Source organism: Paenibacillus nanensis (assembly GCF_003583765.1).
GTDB classification, from domain to species: domain Bacteria; phylum Bacillota; class Bacilli; order Paenibacillales; family Paenibacillaceae; genus Pristimantibacillus; species Pristimantibacillus nanensis.
In genome coordinates this window covers 43366-61337 of the sequence record NZ_QXQA01000007.1, presented here as the reverse complement: position 1 = coordinate 61337, position 17972 = coordinate 43366, and the positions used below count along the sequence as shown (strand labels likewise).

10 protein-coding genes are annotated in these 17972 nt (G+C 53.9%); 2 read left to right on the top strand and 8 right to left on the bottom strand.

Annotation, left to right across the window (positions count from 1 at the left end; translation table 11 throughout):
* Nucleotides 1-56 precede the first annotated feature (56 nt).
* The 5 genes from D3P08_RS12895 to D3P08_RS12875 all read right to left on the bottom strand — a co-directional run bounded on the left by D3P08_RS12895 (nucleotide 57) and on the right by D3P08_RS12875 (nucleotide 11741).
* Nucleotides 57-3041: a sialidase domain-containing protein gene (locus tag D3P08_RS12895; protein WP_119600102.1), complete on the bottom strand. Its 2985-nt coding sequence runs from the start codon at nucleotides 3039-3041 to the stop codon at nucleotides 57-59.
* A 166-nt stretch (nucleotides 3042-3207) separates the two neighbouring features.
* Nucleotides 3208-6435: a GDSL-type esterase/lipase family protein gene (locus D3P08_RS12890; RefSeq protein ID WP_162848455.1), complete on the bottom strand. Its 3228-nt coding sequence runs from the start codon at nucleotides 6433-6435 to the stop codon at nucleotides 3208-3210.
* 531 nt (nucleotides 6436-6966) lie between these two features.
* Nucleotides 6967-8379 (bottom strand): alpha-L-fucosidase, encoded by a 1413-nt coding sequence (locus D3P08_RS12885; protein ID WP_119600100.1) that lies wholly within the window; start codon nucleotides 8377-8379, stop codon nucleotides 6967-6969.
* Between the two features lie 91 nt (nucleotides 8380-8470).
* On the bottom strand, nucleotides 8471-9952 hold the full coding sequence (locus tag D3P08_RS12880) for an arylsulfatase (protein ID WP_119600099.1): 1482 nt from the start codon (nucleotides 9950-9952) through the stop codon (nucleotides 8471-8473).
* 37 nt (nucleotides 9953-9989) lie between these two features.
* The gene (locus D3P08_RS12875) at nucleotides 9990-11741 is read right to left on the bottom strand and encodes a glycoside hydrolase family 35 protein (protein WP_119600225.1); all 1752 of its coding nucleotides are present in this window, start codon (nucleotides 11739-11741) and stop codon (nucleotides 9990-9992) included.
* Nucleotides 11742-11908: 167 nt separating this feature from the next.
* On the opposite strand from D3P08_RS12875, the gene D3P08_RS12870 reads away from it, so the two are divergent.
* Entirely contained in the window at nucleotides 11909-12832 is a 924-nt protein-coding gene (locus tag D3P08_RS12870; RefSeq protein ID WP_119600098.1) for an AraC family transcriptional regulator, read from the top strand.
* Between the two features lie 69 nt (nucleotides 12833-12901).
* Here D3P08_RS12870 and D3P08_RS12865 read toward each other — a convergent pair whose 3' ends face one another.
* From D3P08_RS12865 to D3P08_RS12855, 3 genes are all read right to left on the bottom strand, one after another.
* Nucleotides 12902-13720: a carbohydrate ABC transporter permease gene (locus D3P08_RS12865; RefSeq protein WP_119600097.1), complete on the bottom strand. Its 819-nt coding sequence runs from the start codon at nucleotides 13718-13720 to the stop codon at nucleotides 12902-12904.
* Nucleotides 13721-13730: 10 nt separating this feature from the next.
* Nucleotides 13731-14627 carry a carbohydrate ABC transporter permease gene (locus D3P08_RS12860; RefSeq protein WP_476703856.1) on the bottom strand — a complete coding sequence of 299 codons (897 nt, stop codon included), beginning with the start codon at nucleotides 14625-14627 and terminating at the stop codon, nucleotides 13731-13733.
* 82 nt (nucleotides 14628-14709) lie between these two features.
* Entirely contained in the window at nucleotides 14710-16101 is a 1392-nt protein-coding gene (locus D3P08_RS12855; protein ID WP_119600096.1) for an ABC transporter substrate-binding protein, read from the bottom strand.
* A 225-nt stretch (nucleotides 16102-16326) separates the two neighbouring features.
* Between D3P08_RS12855 and D3P08_RS12850 the strand changes: the two genes are divergently transcribed.
* A complete protein-coding gene (locus D3P08_RS12850) occupies nucleotides 16327-17970 on the top strand; it encodes a response regulator transcription factor (RefSeq protein WP_119600095.1) in 1644 nt (547 codons plus the stop codon).
* Nucleotides 17971-17972 lie beyond the last annotated feature (2 nt).

Genomic DNA, 17972 nt, shown 5'->3' with positions numbered 1-17972 from the left:
GGGAACGGCTTCTTCTTTTGCGCCTTTGTCCATGTATTCGGTACGAGACTTTGGGCTTAATTTAACAATAGCTTTGCCGCTTCCGCCAAGTCCTGAATATCGATCTTGCCGTCGCGGTTCAAGTCCGCGATCTTAGCCGTATTCCAATCCGGGCTGCTTGACGTTTTGCCGTAATGAGCCGCTACGATCGCGAGGTCGCCGATGCTGACTCTGTCGTCGCCGTTCACATCGCCTGGCAGGCCGTTAGCTGCAGTCAAAGTAACACGATGTGCCGCGCCAGCAGCAGCCGTCTCCGTGCCGTCTCCATGGCCTAACGCTGCGCTTGTCACCTCGATAACCGTCGTCGTCTTCTCTTCCGCTTCCTTCGCTTGGAACGTTAGAACGAGCAGCTCTTTATCGCCGCTGATCCCATGCTCCGCTCCGGAGCTGGCCATAATGAAACGAATCTTGCCCGCTTCGACTTCCTTCGATTCAACGAGGCTGATGCCTTCGGCTGCGGATTCCGCTGCCGTGAAGACAAGAGCGCCGCTGTCGAATTGTACGGTGAAGTCGCCTGCATACGCAGTCTCCTCTAAATTGGCTACGCCGAGCGACAATTGGAAGTTACCGCCCGCTTCTACCGCGCGGTCGCCCGTCAATACGGCAGCCGCGCCTTCAGGCTCTGCCTGGCCGGCTTGAACCTGCGTCTGCAAGCCGCTGCCTTCTTTCTCAAACGCGATGCCGAACACGTTATAAATATTCAATTCATCCGAGAAGTTAGCGTTTAACTCATAGGAGCCCGGCGCGAGCTCCGGAAAGTCCGACTCGAACACGAATTCCGTTCCCGCTTCATTCTGGCTCGTCATCGAGAATTCAATTGGTGTTTCTCCGATCGTTCCTTGCAGCTTCCGATCCCCGCTCAGCATCACGTATCGGTCAAATACCGCTTTTACCGCTAGCTTATCATTCGCCTCATAACCGTTCGGCTGCGCGTTTTCGATCGCGATGGATGTCAACTGCGGTACTGGCTTTTCGCTTTGGCGCTGCCACTTCAAGTAGTCGACGTTAAATTTGATGAAGCTCATGCTTGTATCGCCCGTGCCTTCGTAGAATAACCCGATTTCGCCGTTTGCGAGATTCGCCAAGCTCGAGTAAGCGTAATGGCCTTCCTTCACCAGCTGGGAATACTTCCAGTCGAAACGGTATTTCGGTTCGCCGTTCGGATACGTGCCGTCCTGCTCGATCAAACCGACCTTAACGGTTCCGTTAATGCGGCTTGTGGAGCTGCTTGGGCTGGCAAAAATAACCGCTTCTTTGCCGTCGATTCGCCCATTATAACGGATTGCCGTCATTTGGCAATAGGCGGCAACCAAATCGCGCTCCGTCACGACTTCGGCTTCCCACGTTTCGCCGCCATCGAGGCTCGTCGAGATTTGGGCGTAGCCGGAGTAGTTGCGGCTGAACATCTTCAATTGGCCGCCCGGCAGCTCGACTACCTGCGCCTCCGTTAATTCGTTTCCGGTCGACGTTCTTTCGTTCATTGTGACGCCGCCAACGATTCGGCCTTCATTCGGCGATTCTCCGCGGTGCCATGTCGCGCCGTGATCGTCGCTATAAATAACCGCGCTATTCTGGGAGCGGTTCTCGTTCGTGAAATAAACCGGGAACACGAGGCGTCCCGCATGCGGCCCTTCCTTGATCTGAATGCCGTTGCCCGGGCCTGCGCCAAGGAACGCCATCCAATCTTCTTTTAATCCGGGGTTCATATCGACCGGGCCTTCCCATGAGACCCCGTCATCGTCGCTGTACCACAGCTCGAGGTAGGACGTCATAATCGGCTTCAATGGAGAATTGCTCAAATAAATATTGCCGACCTTCACGCCGTTGTTGTACAGATTGCGAAGCTCGTCTACGCGATAAGCCGTTTTCAAGCCCGCGCTGTCGTACACCTCTCCGTTTTCTCTGATCGTAAATTCCGCGTTAGCGGCATTTCGCAGAATGCGGTACAATTTGCCGTCTATCGTCTTGTAGCCGGAGCCCTTGACGGATTGCGGGAACCCGATGCCTTCAGGGAAGCCGAGCACAAGCGAGAAGATTCTTCCCGTCTCTTCGTCTTGCAGCAGGGCCTGGTCAATATTGGACGCTGCGCCCGGGTAGTCGTTAATAACAATGCCCGGCTCCCATGTGTCGCCATTATCTAAGCTACGTCTAACCATCATATCAATATTGTTGGGAGAATCTCCGCCGTGAGGGACGCGTTTGTCAATGCCCGCGATTAACGTGCCTTCTTTCGTATAAAGAAGCGACGGAATCCGATAGTTGTTCGAGCCGTAAAGACCGGCGCTGTACACGTGATACGGCTCCGTAATGAGCGCGCCGTCCGGCAGCGGGTTCTCCGTCTGATTCGCCGCGGTTACGCCCGTAATCCGCAATAAATCCGCATCGTTTAACACTTCGCCGTACACTTCCGCATAATCGATCTCCCCATTGAAGAAGTACATATTGGATCCTGCGGCTCTGTCCGTCATGCCCAATTTGGCGCTGTTCGGCTGATAGATGTTGTTTAAAAACACCTTGGCCGAGGTCGTGTCCGTCTTAATCAGCTTGCCGTCAAGAAAATACTTGTAGCCTTGTTCCTTATCCATGACCATCGCGACGGTATGAACCTCGTTTGGCCTTACCGTCACATCAGCTTTTACATGCGTATTAACCGAGGTTTGTCCAGGCGCCTGCAGCCGATTCTCGCTCCCGACCGCGGAAGGCGTAATGTACATCTGGAAATGGCCGTTAGGCATCGTATTATTGCTAAGCGAAAACAGCGTCATGATGGAGGAGCCGCTGTAACGGAAGCGTGTAATAATTGTTCCTTCCTCCAGTGCTTTTAGCTGGTCCAAGTAGGGATTAAGGTCAGGGTAATGATTGTTATAAATTCGCTGATTCTCAACTCTGAACACAGGGGCTGGGCTATTCTGCTCGGGCGCTTCTTCTGCAGCCGCCCCGACGGATGGAAGCAAACCGAACAACATGACGGCGGCCAGCAACAGACTCAATGTTCTCTTCAACTCATTCAACTCCTTCTGTTTTAATAAACTCTACTGCCTGTTACGTTCCAACCGCTTCGCCAATCGTGAATGACCGGGCGTTCGAACGCTTCACCCCCTTTCCATGCCAAGCCGGCAACACGTCCCGAAGGGCCAACCGCCAAATCCGGCGCGATAAATCTCCGTCCTATTGCATGATGGCTCTTGCCGCAACGGATAGATCCCCAATATCGATGCTTCCGCTGCCGTCAAGGTCCAGCCTCTTCATCTCGTTCCAATCCGGGCTCGATTCGGACTTCCCGTAATGAGCGGCAATGACGGCCAGATCCCCTATTGAAGCTTTGCCGTCGCCGTTTACGTCCGGCGTTCTAAGCGCTTCAGGCTCTATTCGAACCGCATGCCCGGAAGGCGCGACTTCCGTCTCCCGACCGGCCTCGTCGCCAACCGTATAGGAGGAGACGCCGACCGCTCCGATCGTTGAAGTCTCCGTCTGCATAGCCGACCAGCTCAACCGCAGAAGCGGTCCGCCTTCCGCAACGGCATGGTCGCTGCCCGCGCTGGCCGCAATAATGCGGATGACGCCTGGCGCTTCCGCTGACGCATGGAGTACGTTAAGTCCTTCTGCGAGCGGGGAAGCCTCTAGAAATCGCATTTTCGTATGATCGTACCGAAGCGTCATATCATGGGCCATGACGGGATTCCCGATATCGGTCAGTCCCAGCTCGAGAGCAAATGATTCTCCCGATCTGACGATGTCCGGTCCCGTCAGTGTTGACGAGAAAACAACAGGAAGGGCGACTCTCGTCTCTTTCCATTCAATCAGGCTGTTCAGCCCTTTTTTCTTGACGACTGCCTTCACGATATAACGCTCCGATGGAGTCAGACCGCCCATCGTCAGCGCGCCTTCCGTCCTTCTTGTCTCCGCGACGGCTTTGCTTCCGTCTGCTGCGAGTGCTGTGACGATGATTCGCTCCACCGCCCCTCCGCCGCCCGAAGCGGCCGCGATTTCGGCAAGCCCGACCGTTATTGTTCCGGACTCCCCTGCGCTTGCCGGCGTCTCCGTATTCAACGCCATTGTCGATTGATCAACCGCGTAACGCAGTTGATCGATGCAGCTCTCCGGGTCGCTGAGCCCAAGAGCCTTAAAGATCGTGGACGCCATGTGCGTCATTCCGATATAGCCCGGATGAATGGAGTCATTCAGCCAGGTCGATTTCAGATGCGTTTCATCGGCCTCGGCTTCCGTCCAGTAACGGTAATGGTCGACTAGCAGAACATCGTTCTCCTCCGCCGCTTCGCGGATCGCCTCCATATAGACAGGCAGATGGGCAATGCGGCTAGCCGCGTCTGCCCTGACCGTATTGATCGTCTGTAGAACGGGCACCGCTCCGATGCTTCTAACCTGCTTAACCGCCGACACCAGATTGGACTTGTATTCTTCCAGCGGTACCATGCGGTTGCTGCTGTCGTTCATTCCAAAGGCGATAAACACAACGTCCGGATCCATTGCTGTTACCCAGTTGTTGAAATGGCTCATTAAATCCCGCGTCGTCATGCTGGAAACTCCGGTATTCAGCACCATATCGGCAGCTCTTGCGGGGTAAACGGCGGACAGCTCGCCGCGAATCCGCTCGCCGAACAGCTCCGCAAACGATTGATATCCCTTTGTGTGGAGAGCGCCGTGCGTGATGCTGTCGCCCGTAAACAGCCAGGTAACGGGCTCGCTGCCCGTAACAAGCGGCTCCAGCTCATCCGGAATGGCGATCTCTGGAGGGGGATCCATCCGGATATAGGCTGGATTCGCGGCCACAATCTTGTTCAGTCCGGCAAGCTTCACCTCCACGGTCAGCGTATAGCCCGTGCCCGCCGCCAGATTTCCAAGACTTACGAGTTCCGTTCTATTTGCCGTTTCACGGCTATAACGCTCGGAGCCGCTTATCCGTGTAACAATAATTTTTTCCATATTGTCTAACGGCAGGCCGTCCAGCGTATCCGCCAATGAAACGGACAGGGCGTCGCTTGTAATCGAATAGACGATATCCCGTTCCAGCCGTTCAAGCAGAGGCTCCTTCACGTCATGGAATCCGTTAAGGCCCCATGTGTTGCCGCTGCCTCCAATGCCGAAGAACGTCATGAGCTCCTTTGCAAGCCGCAGATGGCCAAGCTCGTTCGGCGACTCCCCGTCATCGCCAGTGATTGCGGCTAGATCGGTATAAGCCGACCAGGTTGCGTAATGGTCGATAAGCAGCAATCCTTCCTGTTCAGCTACTTCCTCCATGGCGTCAGCATACGGAGCGGCTATTCCCCGGTTTGATGCCGCAAGCGGCGCCGTTCCGGTCTGCAGCACTGGCGTCGCGCCAATGGAGCGGACCCGATCCGCCAGCTCCAGCACTTCGTTTTTGAATTGCGGGATAGCCGTGCCCGCCTTTGCGTCCCCAGGCCCCAGCATCAGGAATACGGTTTTCGGCGAGAACGTTGCGATGCGGCTTTCGAAAGCATCCAGCAGCTCGGACGCCGTCATGCCGTTTATTCCCGTATTGAGCATGAAGTTTTGGCGCTGCGCGGCGCTCCCCGCGTTCTCCCAGCGCACGCGTTCTTCAAAGTGCTGGATATAATTCCGGTATCCTTTGCTCGCGCCTGCGGATGTCCAATCATGACCTGCGAATACGAAAGGAGCAGGGCCTGATGCGGCGCCAATATGCGCCTTGACGGCTCTCATATCCGCGTTTTCCGGCGGAAGATCCGGGTTAAACGTCAGCTCGAATAGCTCTGCATCCGATAACGGCTCGGCATATACTTCCGCGAACGCAATTTCGCCGGTTAAAGGGTATTCGAAGCTGCCTTCTGCACGGTCCGTCATGCCCAGTCTGACGCTGTTCGGCGCATAAATATTGCTCAAAAATTTAACGGGACTCGACGTATCGTGCTTTACCAAGCTCCCGTCCACAAAAAATTTGTACCCTTGATCCTTGTCCGCGACCATCGCCACCGTATGGAACTGACCGGAAGTAAGCGACAGACCGTCCGCCTTCACATGCGTATTGGAGGAGGTTTGCCCCGGCTGCTGGAATCGATTCTCGCTGCCGATCGCAGTCGGCGTGACGTACAGATGGAAATGCCCATTCGGCATCGTATTGTTGCTTAGCGAGAATAAGGTCATGATGGATGTGCCCGTATGCTTAAACTTCACGATAATTGTTCCTTGCTCCAGCGTTTTCAGATCGTTTACCCGATCGCTGAAATCAGGAAAGGATGAAGGACCGATCGTTAGGTTTTCGGCTCTGAACAAAGGCTCGGCAGTTGCCGCCGCCATCGCCGTTAATGCAGGCGTTGCGGCGGCAAAGACCGTTCCCGTTATAAGGAGCGTCCCCATCCATAAAAGCAGCATTCGTTTCCATGTCCCGGTTTGAAGCATGAATACAGATTCCTCCTTATGATGGCGCATAATCAAAAAGATACATTTTGTATCAAAACAATCAAAAAAAGCTTTCTATTGGGTTTATCCCCCCTCCATCTCTTGATTCGGTTCGCTTGCTTTGTGAAGCGCTTCCATTTCGCTGGTAACAAAACGTCTCATCATCGCCGCTTCAAAGCCTTAGCTCCCCCTTCATGTCCTGTCCGACGAACATCCGAGGGAGCCGCCTACTCGTCAACCATAACTTTTTGATATGCAGCCATTCTCCCTACCTCTGCGTTCTTGCTGCACAATTCTTAAGGTGGATGAGTTTTATTGTAGCGGATAGGAGGACGGATCATATCCCGTTTGTTTTACCTAAACATTGGCGTATCTTGTCTATATGCGACAAAAATATTCGGTGACGAAAAGGAAAGGAATTGTGCGATTTCCCTAGGAGCAAATTTACGTCCGAAGAACATTCAGCTTCGCGGATAGCTCCGCTTCCGGGCCTTAAGAAAAAGGACTACGACCGAGCGTCACTTCTCCGGCTTACGCTTTGTATACTTCAAAAGCAGCTAGCAACGGGCACCATCTTGACTCCTTGATCCGGAGACGAATGCGCCTCGAAGTGACGGCATCGAATTTGCATATTTTTTTGTATCCGATGACCGTCCCCTTGTATAACGCCCTCCATTCACCGCCTTCTTCGTATTCAAGCTCAAAGCCTTCGATCCGTTGTCCGTAACGATATTCTTGAAGAACAATATGGTCAAATGTGATATCGCGATGAAGGTCAATCTCGATGGATGCCGCTTCCGTACCGTCTTCCGGAGCCCAGTACGTATCGCGGTCTCCATCCAGCACATTATGCGGGCTGCTGCCGCTTCTCGTTTCGCTCGCCCAGGCCGATGCTCCGATGGCCAAATTGCGTCCGAAGGTCCGGCGAACGACATCGCCCAGCTCTTTTAACCGTTTTCTGTCATTCTCATGAATTAATCCGCGGCGGTCAGGCGGAATATTAAGCAGGAAGGTTGCATTGCCTCCGACGGAGCCGTAGTAAATATGCAGAAGCTCTTCAAGAGGCTTGACATGATCATCCTCGGACTCATGGTAGAACCAGCCCGGACGGATGGACGTATTGACTTCCGCGGGGTACCAAATCAATTCGCTCTCCTGCTTGATAATGTCTCTGCTGCCGAGATCCTGTTCTTTGGAATCGTATCGCTTGGCGAACTCCCGGTTGTCCTCCTGCTGCGACTTGGCCTGAATCATCTCGTTCGTGCTGAGCGACGCCGGCACGACGCTCCATTCCGAAGGCCGGCATATGCCCGCTTCGTTGCCGCACCATCGAATATCCGGGCCGCATACGGATATGACGGCGTTCGGCTGCAATTCTCGGATGATGGCGTAATACCCCTGCCAATCATATTCCTGACGCTTTCCGTTCGGTCCTTCGCCGCAAGCTCCGTCGAACCAAACGCTGAATATGTCCCCATACCCGGTCAACAGCTCGCGCAATTGATTGATGAAATACGCATTGTATGCGGGCGAATCGCCATACGTCGGCTCATGCCGGTCCCATGGAGATAGATAGATGCCGAATTTTATGCCGCCCTTGCGGCAAGCCTCGGCAACCTCCCGAACGATATCGCCTCTCCCCTGCTTCCATGGGCTGTTTTTAACGGAATGTTCGGTATATCGGCTCGGCCAAAGACAAAAACCGTCATGATGCTTACATGTGAGAATGAGCCCCTTAGCGCCTGCGTCTTGGCAGGCTTCTACCCACTGACTGGCGTCAAATGCGACAGGGTTGAATATGGCAGGATCCTCGCTGCCCGTTCCCCACTCTTTGTCCGTGTACGTATTCACCGAAAAATGAATGAACGTGTAGAACTCCATCTCTTGCAGCGCCAGCTGGCGCTCCGATGGTCTTACTTCAGCTGCGCGTCGAACCCATTCCATAGCTCGCTTCCTTTCGATTCGTTAATTCGCGGTCAGTCCCGCTTCCATTCTGCTTCGTGATTCCGCAAGCGGCTTCCATTCCATAATCCGGTTAGCAGCCTTCTTGCGGCAAGATGTGGCGAAGACAGGTTCGCGGCTCCCGTCCAACGACAAGCTTGCCGCTTTGCACATAACCTTCCTCCCGCCCGTCCAGCTCGCGAACGAGACGTTCGCGCCATAATAGCAGACTTGCGGCATACGAAGCCTCCCCGGCTCTATTCACAAGCTCGTGCGGATCGAACTCCAGGTCGAACAGCTGCTCTTCTCCCGTCTGCGTAAACCAAATATATTTTTGGCGGCCGTCGGTCAAATACTGATGCGATTGTTCGCCGTAAGCGTGCTCGCCGTGAATGTAAGGCCGCCAGCTGCCTTCCTGCGCGCGTTCCCGCGCGCGCATCAGGCTCTCGCCGTCCACAGTGTCGGGAATGCCCGCGCCAGCGCATTCGAGCAGCGTCGGCATTATGTCGCGAAGCTCCGCAACCGCGTCGACCGACACGCCTTGACGGATTCCGAGCTTACCTCCCGGATCGGCTATAAGAAGCGGAACCTTCGCGCTGCCTTCGTACGGAAGCGCTTTGCGGAACAGATGATGATCGCCGAGCAGCTCCCCGTGGTCGGAGGTGAAGACGATGACCGTATTGTCTAACACGCCGTATTCTTCCATCGCGTTCATAAGCCTGCCCAGCTGGTCGTCAATATGGGTGATGAGCGCGTAGTAAGCGGCCATCGCTCGCCGCAGACGCCTTATCGGCACGATGCCCGACCGGGCCACCGGATCGAGACCGCTGCGCGCCGGATCATCCCGCTCCGCCCAATCGCCGACGACCGGATCCGGGAAATCCGCTCCGTCATACCGGTCCCAATACACCTGCGGCGGGTCGAACGGCGGATGCGGCCGAACGAACGAGCTCCATAGAAAGAAGGGCTTGCCCGGATCGCGCCGCCGCAAAAAGTCAATGGATTGCGTCACGACCCAGTTCGTCGGGTGAAGCGCCTCCGGCAGATGCCAAGGACGGGCGACGGTGGAGGCGTTGCAGTCAAGGCCGAGATCGATGAGATCGGCGCTCGCCCCCGCGCGCTCCCGCAGCCATGGCAAATAATCGTCGCAGCTGTCATGGGACTCCGCCACCGTATTCGTATGTTTGAAGCGGTTATGATGCAAATAGCCGTCGTGCAGCATCACGTGATGAAAGCCGCATAGGCTGCGCGCCGGATCGACATGCATTTTGCCGACGCACTGCGTATGATAGCCGGCTTTGGCCAGCTCGCCCGGAAGCGTATGCTCATAACGCCAAGGCACCTTCTCCTCATATCCGACGCGGCCGTGCGAACGCGGGCTCATGCCGGTGAACAGCGCCGCGCGCGCGGGCACGCAGGTCGGCGTCGAGGAATACGCGTTGTGGAACAGCATGCCCCTGCGCGCCAGCTGGTCCAAATTCGGCGTCTCGACGACTGGGTGCCCGAGGATGCTCAGGCAGTCGCCTCTCATTTGATCGACGGTAATCAGCAATAGATTCGGTCTGTTGTCATTCATGAGCCTTCACCGTTCCTTTCATGTTCCCGCTTCTCCTCTAACCAAGATCCGGAGCTTCTGCCAGCTCGAGCTCAAGCTTTGTTGCGCCGTGCAGCTCAAAGACAATGATTTCATTGCGTCCCTTGCGGAGCAGCGGCCCGGGTACATACAACGTTTTTTGCGGCCCCTTCTCCCAATAGCGGCCCAGATTGAAGCCGTTGATCCAGACGACGCCTTTTGTCCATCCCTCAAGGCGCACGAACGTATCGGCAATCTCGTCTACGACAAGTTCACCCTTGTAAAACGTTGGATTCTCAAAAGCCGCCTGCCGGTTCGGGAGCTCCGAGAACGGCAATGCCGACAGGTCGGCAAGCGGCAGCGGATAGATCGTCCAATCGAACTGAAATTGATTATCGAGGCGCACACCCTCCGTAATGCCCTTTGGATCCTTCAGACGAGGCCCGTAATTGACCCTTCCCATATTTTCCACAAGGATATCAAGAGCTGCGCCCTGCGCTGGAATATCCACGATAATCGGCTTTTGGTCCCACCGCTCGACCGTTCCGATCAACCGGCCGTCCAGGTACACCTGCGCCCGGTCGTGCACATCCTGCACATGCAGCTCCTGCGACGTTCTCGGTCCCGTCACGTGCGTCCGGTATAGAATAAAGCCGTAGCTCTGGCCGAGCTTCTCCATCGGCTCCGGACTGGCGCTTCGGACAGGCGCCGACAGCGGCTCGAGATTCGCGAACAAATCCGCCGCTTCCGTCATCGCTACCTTGCCGTAACGCTTCTTGCGGGACGGCTCCGGAAGAGCTTCCGGAACATCGGCGCCGTGCTTGCGCAGCACCTCGCGCACCGCCATATACTTTTCGGTTACATCCCCGCATTCCGACAGCGGCGCATCGTAATCATAGCTTGTAACGGTCGGTTCGTATTTGTCTTGAAAGTTCGCCCCATTATAGAATCCGAAGTTCGTTCCGCCATGGAACATGTAGAAGTTGACGGAAGCGCCTGCGGCAAGCATCCGGTCGAGCACGTCGGCGACATCTCCTCCATCCCGGGTATGATGCGGCTTTAGCCAATGATCGAACCAGCCGTTCCAATATTCCATGCAAAATAACGGCTCCTCCGGTCGGTACTCCCGGAATTTCGCGAACTCCTCCTCGGGCCTGGAGCCAAAGTTCACCGTAGCCAGCACGTCAGGCAGCGTCCCGCCTTGCAGCATTTGATCCGTCGGTCCGTCCGAGGTGAACAGCAATACATCCACTCCCCGCTCTTGCATACCGTTCTTCAAATGAGTCAGATAGTTCTTGTCATTGCCGTAGCTGCCGTATTCATTCTCGATTTGCACGGCGAGAATCGGTCCGCCGTTTGAGCTGAGAAGCGGCACTAGCTTTGGCATGAGCACGTCGAAATAAGCGTCAACCTTGCGCAAATAACGTTCGTCCATACAGCGCAGCTGAATTTCCGGTTCGCGCAGCAGCCAAGCAGGCAGTCCGCCGAATTCCCACTCCGCGCATATATACGGACTCGGGCGGACGATAACATGCAGACCGAGCTCCCCGGCGAGCGCGATGAACCGCTCGACATCCGCCAGTCCTTCGAACATAAATTTCCCTTCCTCCGGCTCATGCAGGTTCCACGGAATATAGGTTTCCACGGTATTGAAGCCGCAAGCTTTCAGCTTGAGCAAACGGTCCTCCCAATAATCCGGAACAACCCGAAAATAATGAATGGCGCCGGATAAAATCCGGATCGGTTCCCCATTCAGCCAAAATTGCGAGCCTCTCACTTCGAGATTAGCCATAATAACCCTCCACAAATAGATGACGTCAGCTTCATTATCCGAGATGCCTATCCATGCCTCAATCGCCAAATGGTGCATTTTATTTACCATTTGTACCATTTGTTCGCCTGAACCGCTTATCGTTGTGATAAAATAAAGCATAATATCGAGCGAAAGAGTGATACTTCATGCAGAATGTGACCAGCCTTCCCAATATGACCTCTACGCTTCAGCTGACCGGATTTCATATCGGCAAATTTCCGTCCGGCTGGGAATATCCGCGGCACCATCATCATCTGTTCGAGCTGTTATGCTGTTTGGGCGGCGAGGTGGAACAAGAAATTAACCGGACGACCGTTATTCTCAGACCGGGGGATTGGCTGCTGATCAACGCCGGGGAGCGGCACAAAAGCGCAAACACTTCCCCTGCCGATTATGAGTTTATTAATGTGCATTTCGACCTGGACGATCTGGAAATTCGAAGCCTGCTCGGCGCGGCGCCTTACCGGCTTGTGCCCGCAGCTGAGGCTGCGGGCTCCGAAAGGCTGGGCCGTTACATTCAAGAGCTTCGGGAATTGACGGAGCATGTCCCTGAAGGGGGAGCAGCCGGGGCTGGCACGCCGCTTGAGGATAAGCTGCTGCTCCAAGCGAACATCCTGCTCATTATCCGCGAGATGCTTGCGTTAATCCGTGTACAAGGCGAAGCGGCCCTTGATGCGGTCAGCGTAACACCGTCCGCCGCCGACGCTGCCCATGCGATCGAGGAGCGGCTGTCGCTCGGCTTATCCGATCATGTCTCGATCGCGAGCGTGGCGAAAGAGATGAACATGAGCCGCAGCCAATGCACCAAGCTGTTCACCAAGGTTTACGGCTTGTCGCCGCGGCAATACGTAAGCCGTAGAAAGCTAATGCTCGCCAAGGAGATGCTTGTCAAAACGTATTTGCCTGTCTCCGAAATTGCGGAAAGGCTCGGCTTTCAGTCGGCCAGCCACTTCTCCCGGCAGTTCCGGCGCTGGACCGGCTATTCGCCGACAGCGTTCAAGCCGAGACATCAAGGAAATGCGCTGGTCAGCCACGTGCCAGGTGAAGACAGAAAAAACGCTCCCTATTAAATATAGGAAGCGTTAAGCTTACGGCGGCACAATAGATCACTCTCCCTGCTGCCGTCAAACCCTTACTTTCTACCCTTTTACCGCGCCCATCGTAAGACCTTGCGTAAACGCTTTTTGGAATAAGACAAAAATCGTAATCATTGGAATGGAAGCGATAGCGGCGCCCGCCATCAACACGCCGTAAGGGGTTGTATATTCGCCCTTTAAGGTCGCAACGCCAAGCGGCAGCGTCATCATCGGCGTCGAGCGCGTCATGATCAATTGGCTGAAGTAATCGTTCCAGCCATTAATAAAGGTAAAGATCGCGAGCGCGCCCATTGCCGGCTTGAGCAGCGGCAAGATAATGCTGTAAAACATCCGTATTTCGCTGCAGCCGTCAATTTTGGCGGCTTCCATCAGCTCGCCCGGAATCGTCTGCGCGAATTGTTTCATCAGGAATATACCGAAAGGCCAGCCGATCGCAGGCAGAATAAGCCCCTTATACGTATCGATCCAGCCGAAGTCGGCAAGCATCGTAAACAGCGGCACCAGTATGACCTGCTTAGGAAGCGCCATAGCGGCCACAAACATGGAGAAGATGATGACGCGTCCCGGGAACGATTTTTTTGCCAGCACATATCCGGCCATAGAAGCGACGAGACAAACGCCGACCATCTCTCCGCCGGCAACTATGAAGCTGTTAAGCGTCCAGCGCCATACCGGATTTTTAAATAATGTCTCAAAGTTCTCGAGCGTCGGCTCCAGCGGAAACCATTCCGGCGGAATGGCGACGGCAACGTCCTGCACCTTAAACGCGCCCGTTATGATCCAATAAAACGGAAAAATAAACAACAAAGCGCATGCCGCCACAATGATATTGGATATGATAGGACTTCTGTTGAGCCTCATGTTCCCCCTCCTAGTACTCCACATCGCTGCCTAAAAATTTGAATTGAATCATTGAAATAACGCCGATCACGATAGCTAGAAGCACGCCCATAGCGGAGGCTAGACCAAAGTTGCCGAGCACAAACGCTTTTTCGTACACGCCGTACATAACCGTTGACGTCTCGTACATCGGACCGCCGGAGGTCAATAGTTGGATAATTGCGAAAACTTGGAACGAATTGATCGTCGTGATGACAATAATGTAAAGATTGGTCGGCATCAGCATCGGCCAAATGATTTTTCTAAAGATTTGTCCGGAATTGGCTCTGTCAATTTGCGCAGCCTCGATGTAGGACGCCGGGATATTGCCCAAGGAAGCGACATATAGAATGATGGGCTGGCCGACTGACGTTGTAATCAACACGAGAATAATCGCATACAGGGCGGTATCGGGATCGCCTAGCCAAGCGATTGGATCCATACCGAAAAAACTGGTTATATAGTTCAAAATCCCGAAGTTGGGATCATAAATCGATGCCCATACCACTGTAATACTGACGACGGAGGATACGGCAGGCAAATAAAATATGCCTCTAAACAGCGAACGCAGCCATTCCGATTTCTTGTAAATGGTCATCGCTACGAAAACGGAGAAAGCAATGACGATCGGAACTGCGATCAACACGATCAGAACCGTGTTTCGCATCGATTTGATAAACGTTTCGTCATGGAACAAAAACTTGTAATTATCCAAGCCGACAAATTCAAATTGGTTCAGCGTATGATTAAAAAAGCTAATGTAAATCCCTTTAAGCATCGGATACGCAACGAACAGCAGGAAAAATCCCAATGCGGGCAGCAGAAACAGATAGCTCATCAGCCAGTCGCGCCAGATGTATCGTTTTGTTCTTAAAGCTGGTGACAACACATGGATCTCTCCCTTCCTTACTTATGCGGTAAAAAGAAAGGAGCAGCGAACCGTTCATACGCTGCTCCAAAACCAATCTGAGCTATTGTGCAGCCTTCGCTTTGCTGATCGCCTCATTCGCTTTCTCAGCGAAAGCATCGAGCGCTTCCTTGCCGGTTGCGGCTCCCAGCAGCGCGCGTTGCAGCTCAGGGAACCAATAAGTGCGGATCTCCGCATAACCGTCGGCGATTGTCGGAGGATCCGTTATGAATTTCCGAGCCAACTCCGAGTATTTGTAATCTTCGTCTTCATATAGGCCGGTGATCGAGTTGCGCGCGGATAATCCGCCGGTTTGGATCAAGTTTTTCTTGCCCCATTCCGGATCGTTAGCGATGAAATCGATCAGCTTCTTAGCAGCCGCGATTTTCGCTTCGTCTTTGTTGTTGAAGATCGCCATGCCGCCAAGATACGGCTCAAGCTTCGGCTCAGACCCGTCCAGAGTCGGGAATGGAAGCAGCACTTCTTCGAATTCCGCTTTCTTAAGCGTCTTATTCTGCGCCTTCAATACCGCGGAATAGTTGATGGTGAATGCAAGCTTTCCTTGCAGGAACAAATCGTTCACATCGCTTGCCGCCAAAGAAGCGGACCCGTTTACAATTAATCCGTCCTTCTGCGCTTGAACGATCCAGTCGAGTGCCGCGGCGGCTTGGTCCGTATTAATGGCGACTGCGCTGTAATCCTCATTCAAGAAACGGGATACGCCAAGATTTGTAATATAACCGCGAGTTCCTTGGTCGCCGGCTTGGCTCTTCGCGAAGAAGCCGGATGGAATAACGTCAGGCGCGTTGTCCTTAACGGCCTGCAAGGCCGTTTTATACTCTTCGAATGTCCACGTTCTGTCCGGACGGTCAAGCGGCAGCAGGTCCAGCTTGCCCATTTTCTCGAATACCGTTTTATTAACAGCCATCATAAAAGGCGCGGTGTTAATCGGATACATATACGTTTTGCCGCCTACCATGGATTGCTTCCACAGCGCCTCCGAAATATCGCTTCTGACTTCGTCCGTCACCATATCGTCGAGCGGCGCGAGCAAATCCTTTTTCGCCCAATCGATAATTCGGCCTGGCGCGTCATAGATCAGATCCGGGGCCGAGTTGGTCGAAATCGCGATGTTCAGCTTTTCCGGGCCGCCGTCGAATGTGATCATTTCCAGGTTAACTTTAATGTCAGGGTATTGTTGATTGAATGCTGCAATAATTTCTTTCTCGTACTTCCCGACTTCGCCGTCAAGCGGCTGATAGTTAGGAAAATTCCACCATGTAATTTCAACCGGCTCAGCAGGTGTCTCGGACGCCTGATTCGATTCGGCCGGCTTCTCGCCGGAGCTGGCATTGCCTTCCGAATTCCCGTTATTCCCGGAGCTGCACGCTGCAATCAACATGATCAGCATGGAAAGCACGAAGCCTAGTACGAATGGTTTGCGTATCGCTGTCATTTCATTACCCCCGTTTTCTTATTTCGGAAGATCATGTCGACCTGTCTCCCGTGAATCTAGCATAGTGGACGACGGGTTCCTGAGAAAATCCCGTTACTTTTACATTCATGGCTCTAAAATGACCTATTGCTTGATTCTGCATTTTTTAAGCGTTCAACTCGATGTATGCGTTTTATTTTTCCGTTATAATGGTCCTATGAATCTATTATCCCTTAGGAGAGCGCTATGTACAAACTAATGATCGTCGAGGATGAGCCGCTCATTCGCGCAGGTTTAACGCATTATTTCCCATGGAAGGACCTCGGGGTCGACGTTATTCTCGAAGCCGAGAACGGCATGGAAGGCGTTCGTCTCGCCCTGCAGGATAAACCAGATTTGATTATTACCGATATCCGGATGCCGGAGCTGGACGGGCTCGAAATGATCGAGCGTCTTAGGCCCGAGCTGCCTGATGCATTGTTCGTTATCCTAACCGGCTACAATGAGTTTCATTACGCGCAGCGCGCGATAAAAATCGGCAATGTCCGCAACTATTTGCTGAAGCCGTTGGAGTATGAGGAAAGCATGGCTACAGTCAAGGATTGTCTGGACCAGCTCGAACGAAGACGGATCGACCGAAGCTCGCGCCTCGAGCTCGAAGATGCCGCCAAGGAAAATACGCGTTACAAATACGGCGACGCGATTAAGCAATTGCTGGACGACGCCGTAGTCGACAGCTCCGATTTGCAGCCATTCCTCGAGCTGGAGACGCTTGCGTGCTCCTATCTCGCGGTCATTGCCGCCTGCCCGAGTCCTCTTCGCGCCAGTCCGAATGAGCTGCTGCAAAGCCGCGCTGTCCTGCGCAAATTAAAGGAGCGCGTTGTGGAGGAGCTCCAGCGGCTTCCGGCAATGCGGCGAGTGATGACTTATACGAGCGGCAGCAAGCTGTATACGGTGCTCGCCTTTGATTCGGACCACGGCGGCGATGCGGAAGCAGCCGTCATCGATCTGTATTCGGAGATATGGCGAACGACCGCCGAAGAGACGGCCCTTCGAATTTTTATATCGATCGGCCGGACCGCAGGCCATTTAGCCCAGGCCGCATCCGAGTTGAAAGCGGCGGACAAAGCGCTCTACATGCGATACTTCGATTCCGCCCGCGAGCAGTTCCGGCTGGATGCCTACGGGACGAAGGATCCCGACGATTCCGCACATTCGGTTCAACTGAAGAAGGAAGACCGCGAAGCGTTAATCGCGTGCGTCGAAGAGGGGCGTTCCGACGAGATCAAGCTGCTGATGCAGCGGCTTTGCAAGGAATCCTACCGTCCTTCCTCTCCTGCAGGAATCGACTTGTGGCTTGCATTCCTTCAAGAACTCATGAGCGTTACGCTTCGGCTCGCGCATCAAAGCGGGCTGCAGGTTGAGGACATCTACAGCGAAAAGCTGCTGAGGCTCACCTTCATAGACGACTTCGCTACGGTGGAGGAGCTTTTTGAATGGATCTCGGATTGGGTCATGCAGCTGAGCGAAGATTACAAGAAGCGCGGGACGAAATCGCCGGCGCAGGAGCATCTCGTCTTCGAACAAATCGAAGCTTTCATCCGGCAGCATATAAGCGAGGACGTTACCCTTCAAATGGTTGCCGACCGCTTCTTCTATAATCCGTCCTATCTCAGCAGACTTTTCAAATCGAAGCTGCGCAAAAACTATATGACATTTGTTACGGAAATCCGGATCCAGGCGGCCCAGGACTATTTGCGCGACTCCCGGTATCTTGTAACCGAGATTTGCGGCATGTGCGGCTACAAAAGCTATAAACACTTCGTCAAGACGTTCCGCAGCTTGGTTGGCATGACCCCAACCGACTACCGTAAAAGAATAGGATTGTGAGT

What these genes read in the sequence shown, in the direction of transcription:
- D3P08_RS12855 (WP_119600096.1), bottom strand. Translation starts at nt 16,101, where the DNA reads ATGACAGCGATACGCAAACCATTCGTACTAGGCTTCGTGCTTTCCATG.
- D3P08_RS12890 (WP_162848455.1), bottom strand. Translation starts at nt 6,435, where the DNA reads ATGCTTCAAACCGGGACATGGAAACGAATGCTGCTTTTATGGATGGGG.
- D3P08_RS12880 (WP_119600099.1), bottom strand. Translation starts at nt 9,952, where the DNA reads ATGAATGACAACAGACCGAATCTATTGCTGATTACCGTCGATCAAATG.
- D3P08_RS12875 (WP_119600225.1), bottom strand. Translation starts at nt 11,741, where the DNA reads ATGGCTAATCTCGAAGTGAGAGGCTCGCAATTTTGGCTGAATGGGGAA.
- D3P08_RS12850 (WP_119600095.1), top strand. Translation starts at nt 16,327, where the DNA reads ATGTACAAACTAATGATCGTCGAGGATGAGCCGCTCATTCGCGCAGGT.
- D3P08_RS12865 (WP_119600097.1), bottom strand. Translation starts at nt 13,720, where the DNA reads ATGAGGCTCAACAGAAGTCCTATCATATCCAATATCATTGTGGCGGCA.
- D3P08_RS12885 (WP_119600100.1), bottom strand. Translation starts at nt 8,379, where the DNA reads ATGGAATGGGTTCGACGCGCAGCTGAAGTAAGACCATCGGAGCGCCAG.
- D3P08_RS12870 (WP_119600098.1), top strand. Translation starts at nt 11,909, where the DNA reads ATGCAGAATGTGACCAGCCTTCCCAATATGACCTCTACGCTTCAGCTG.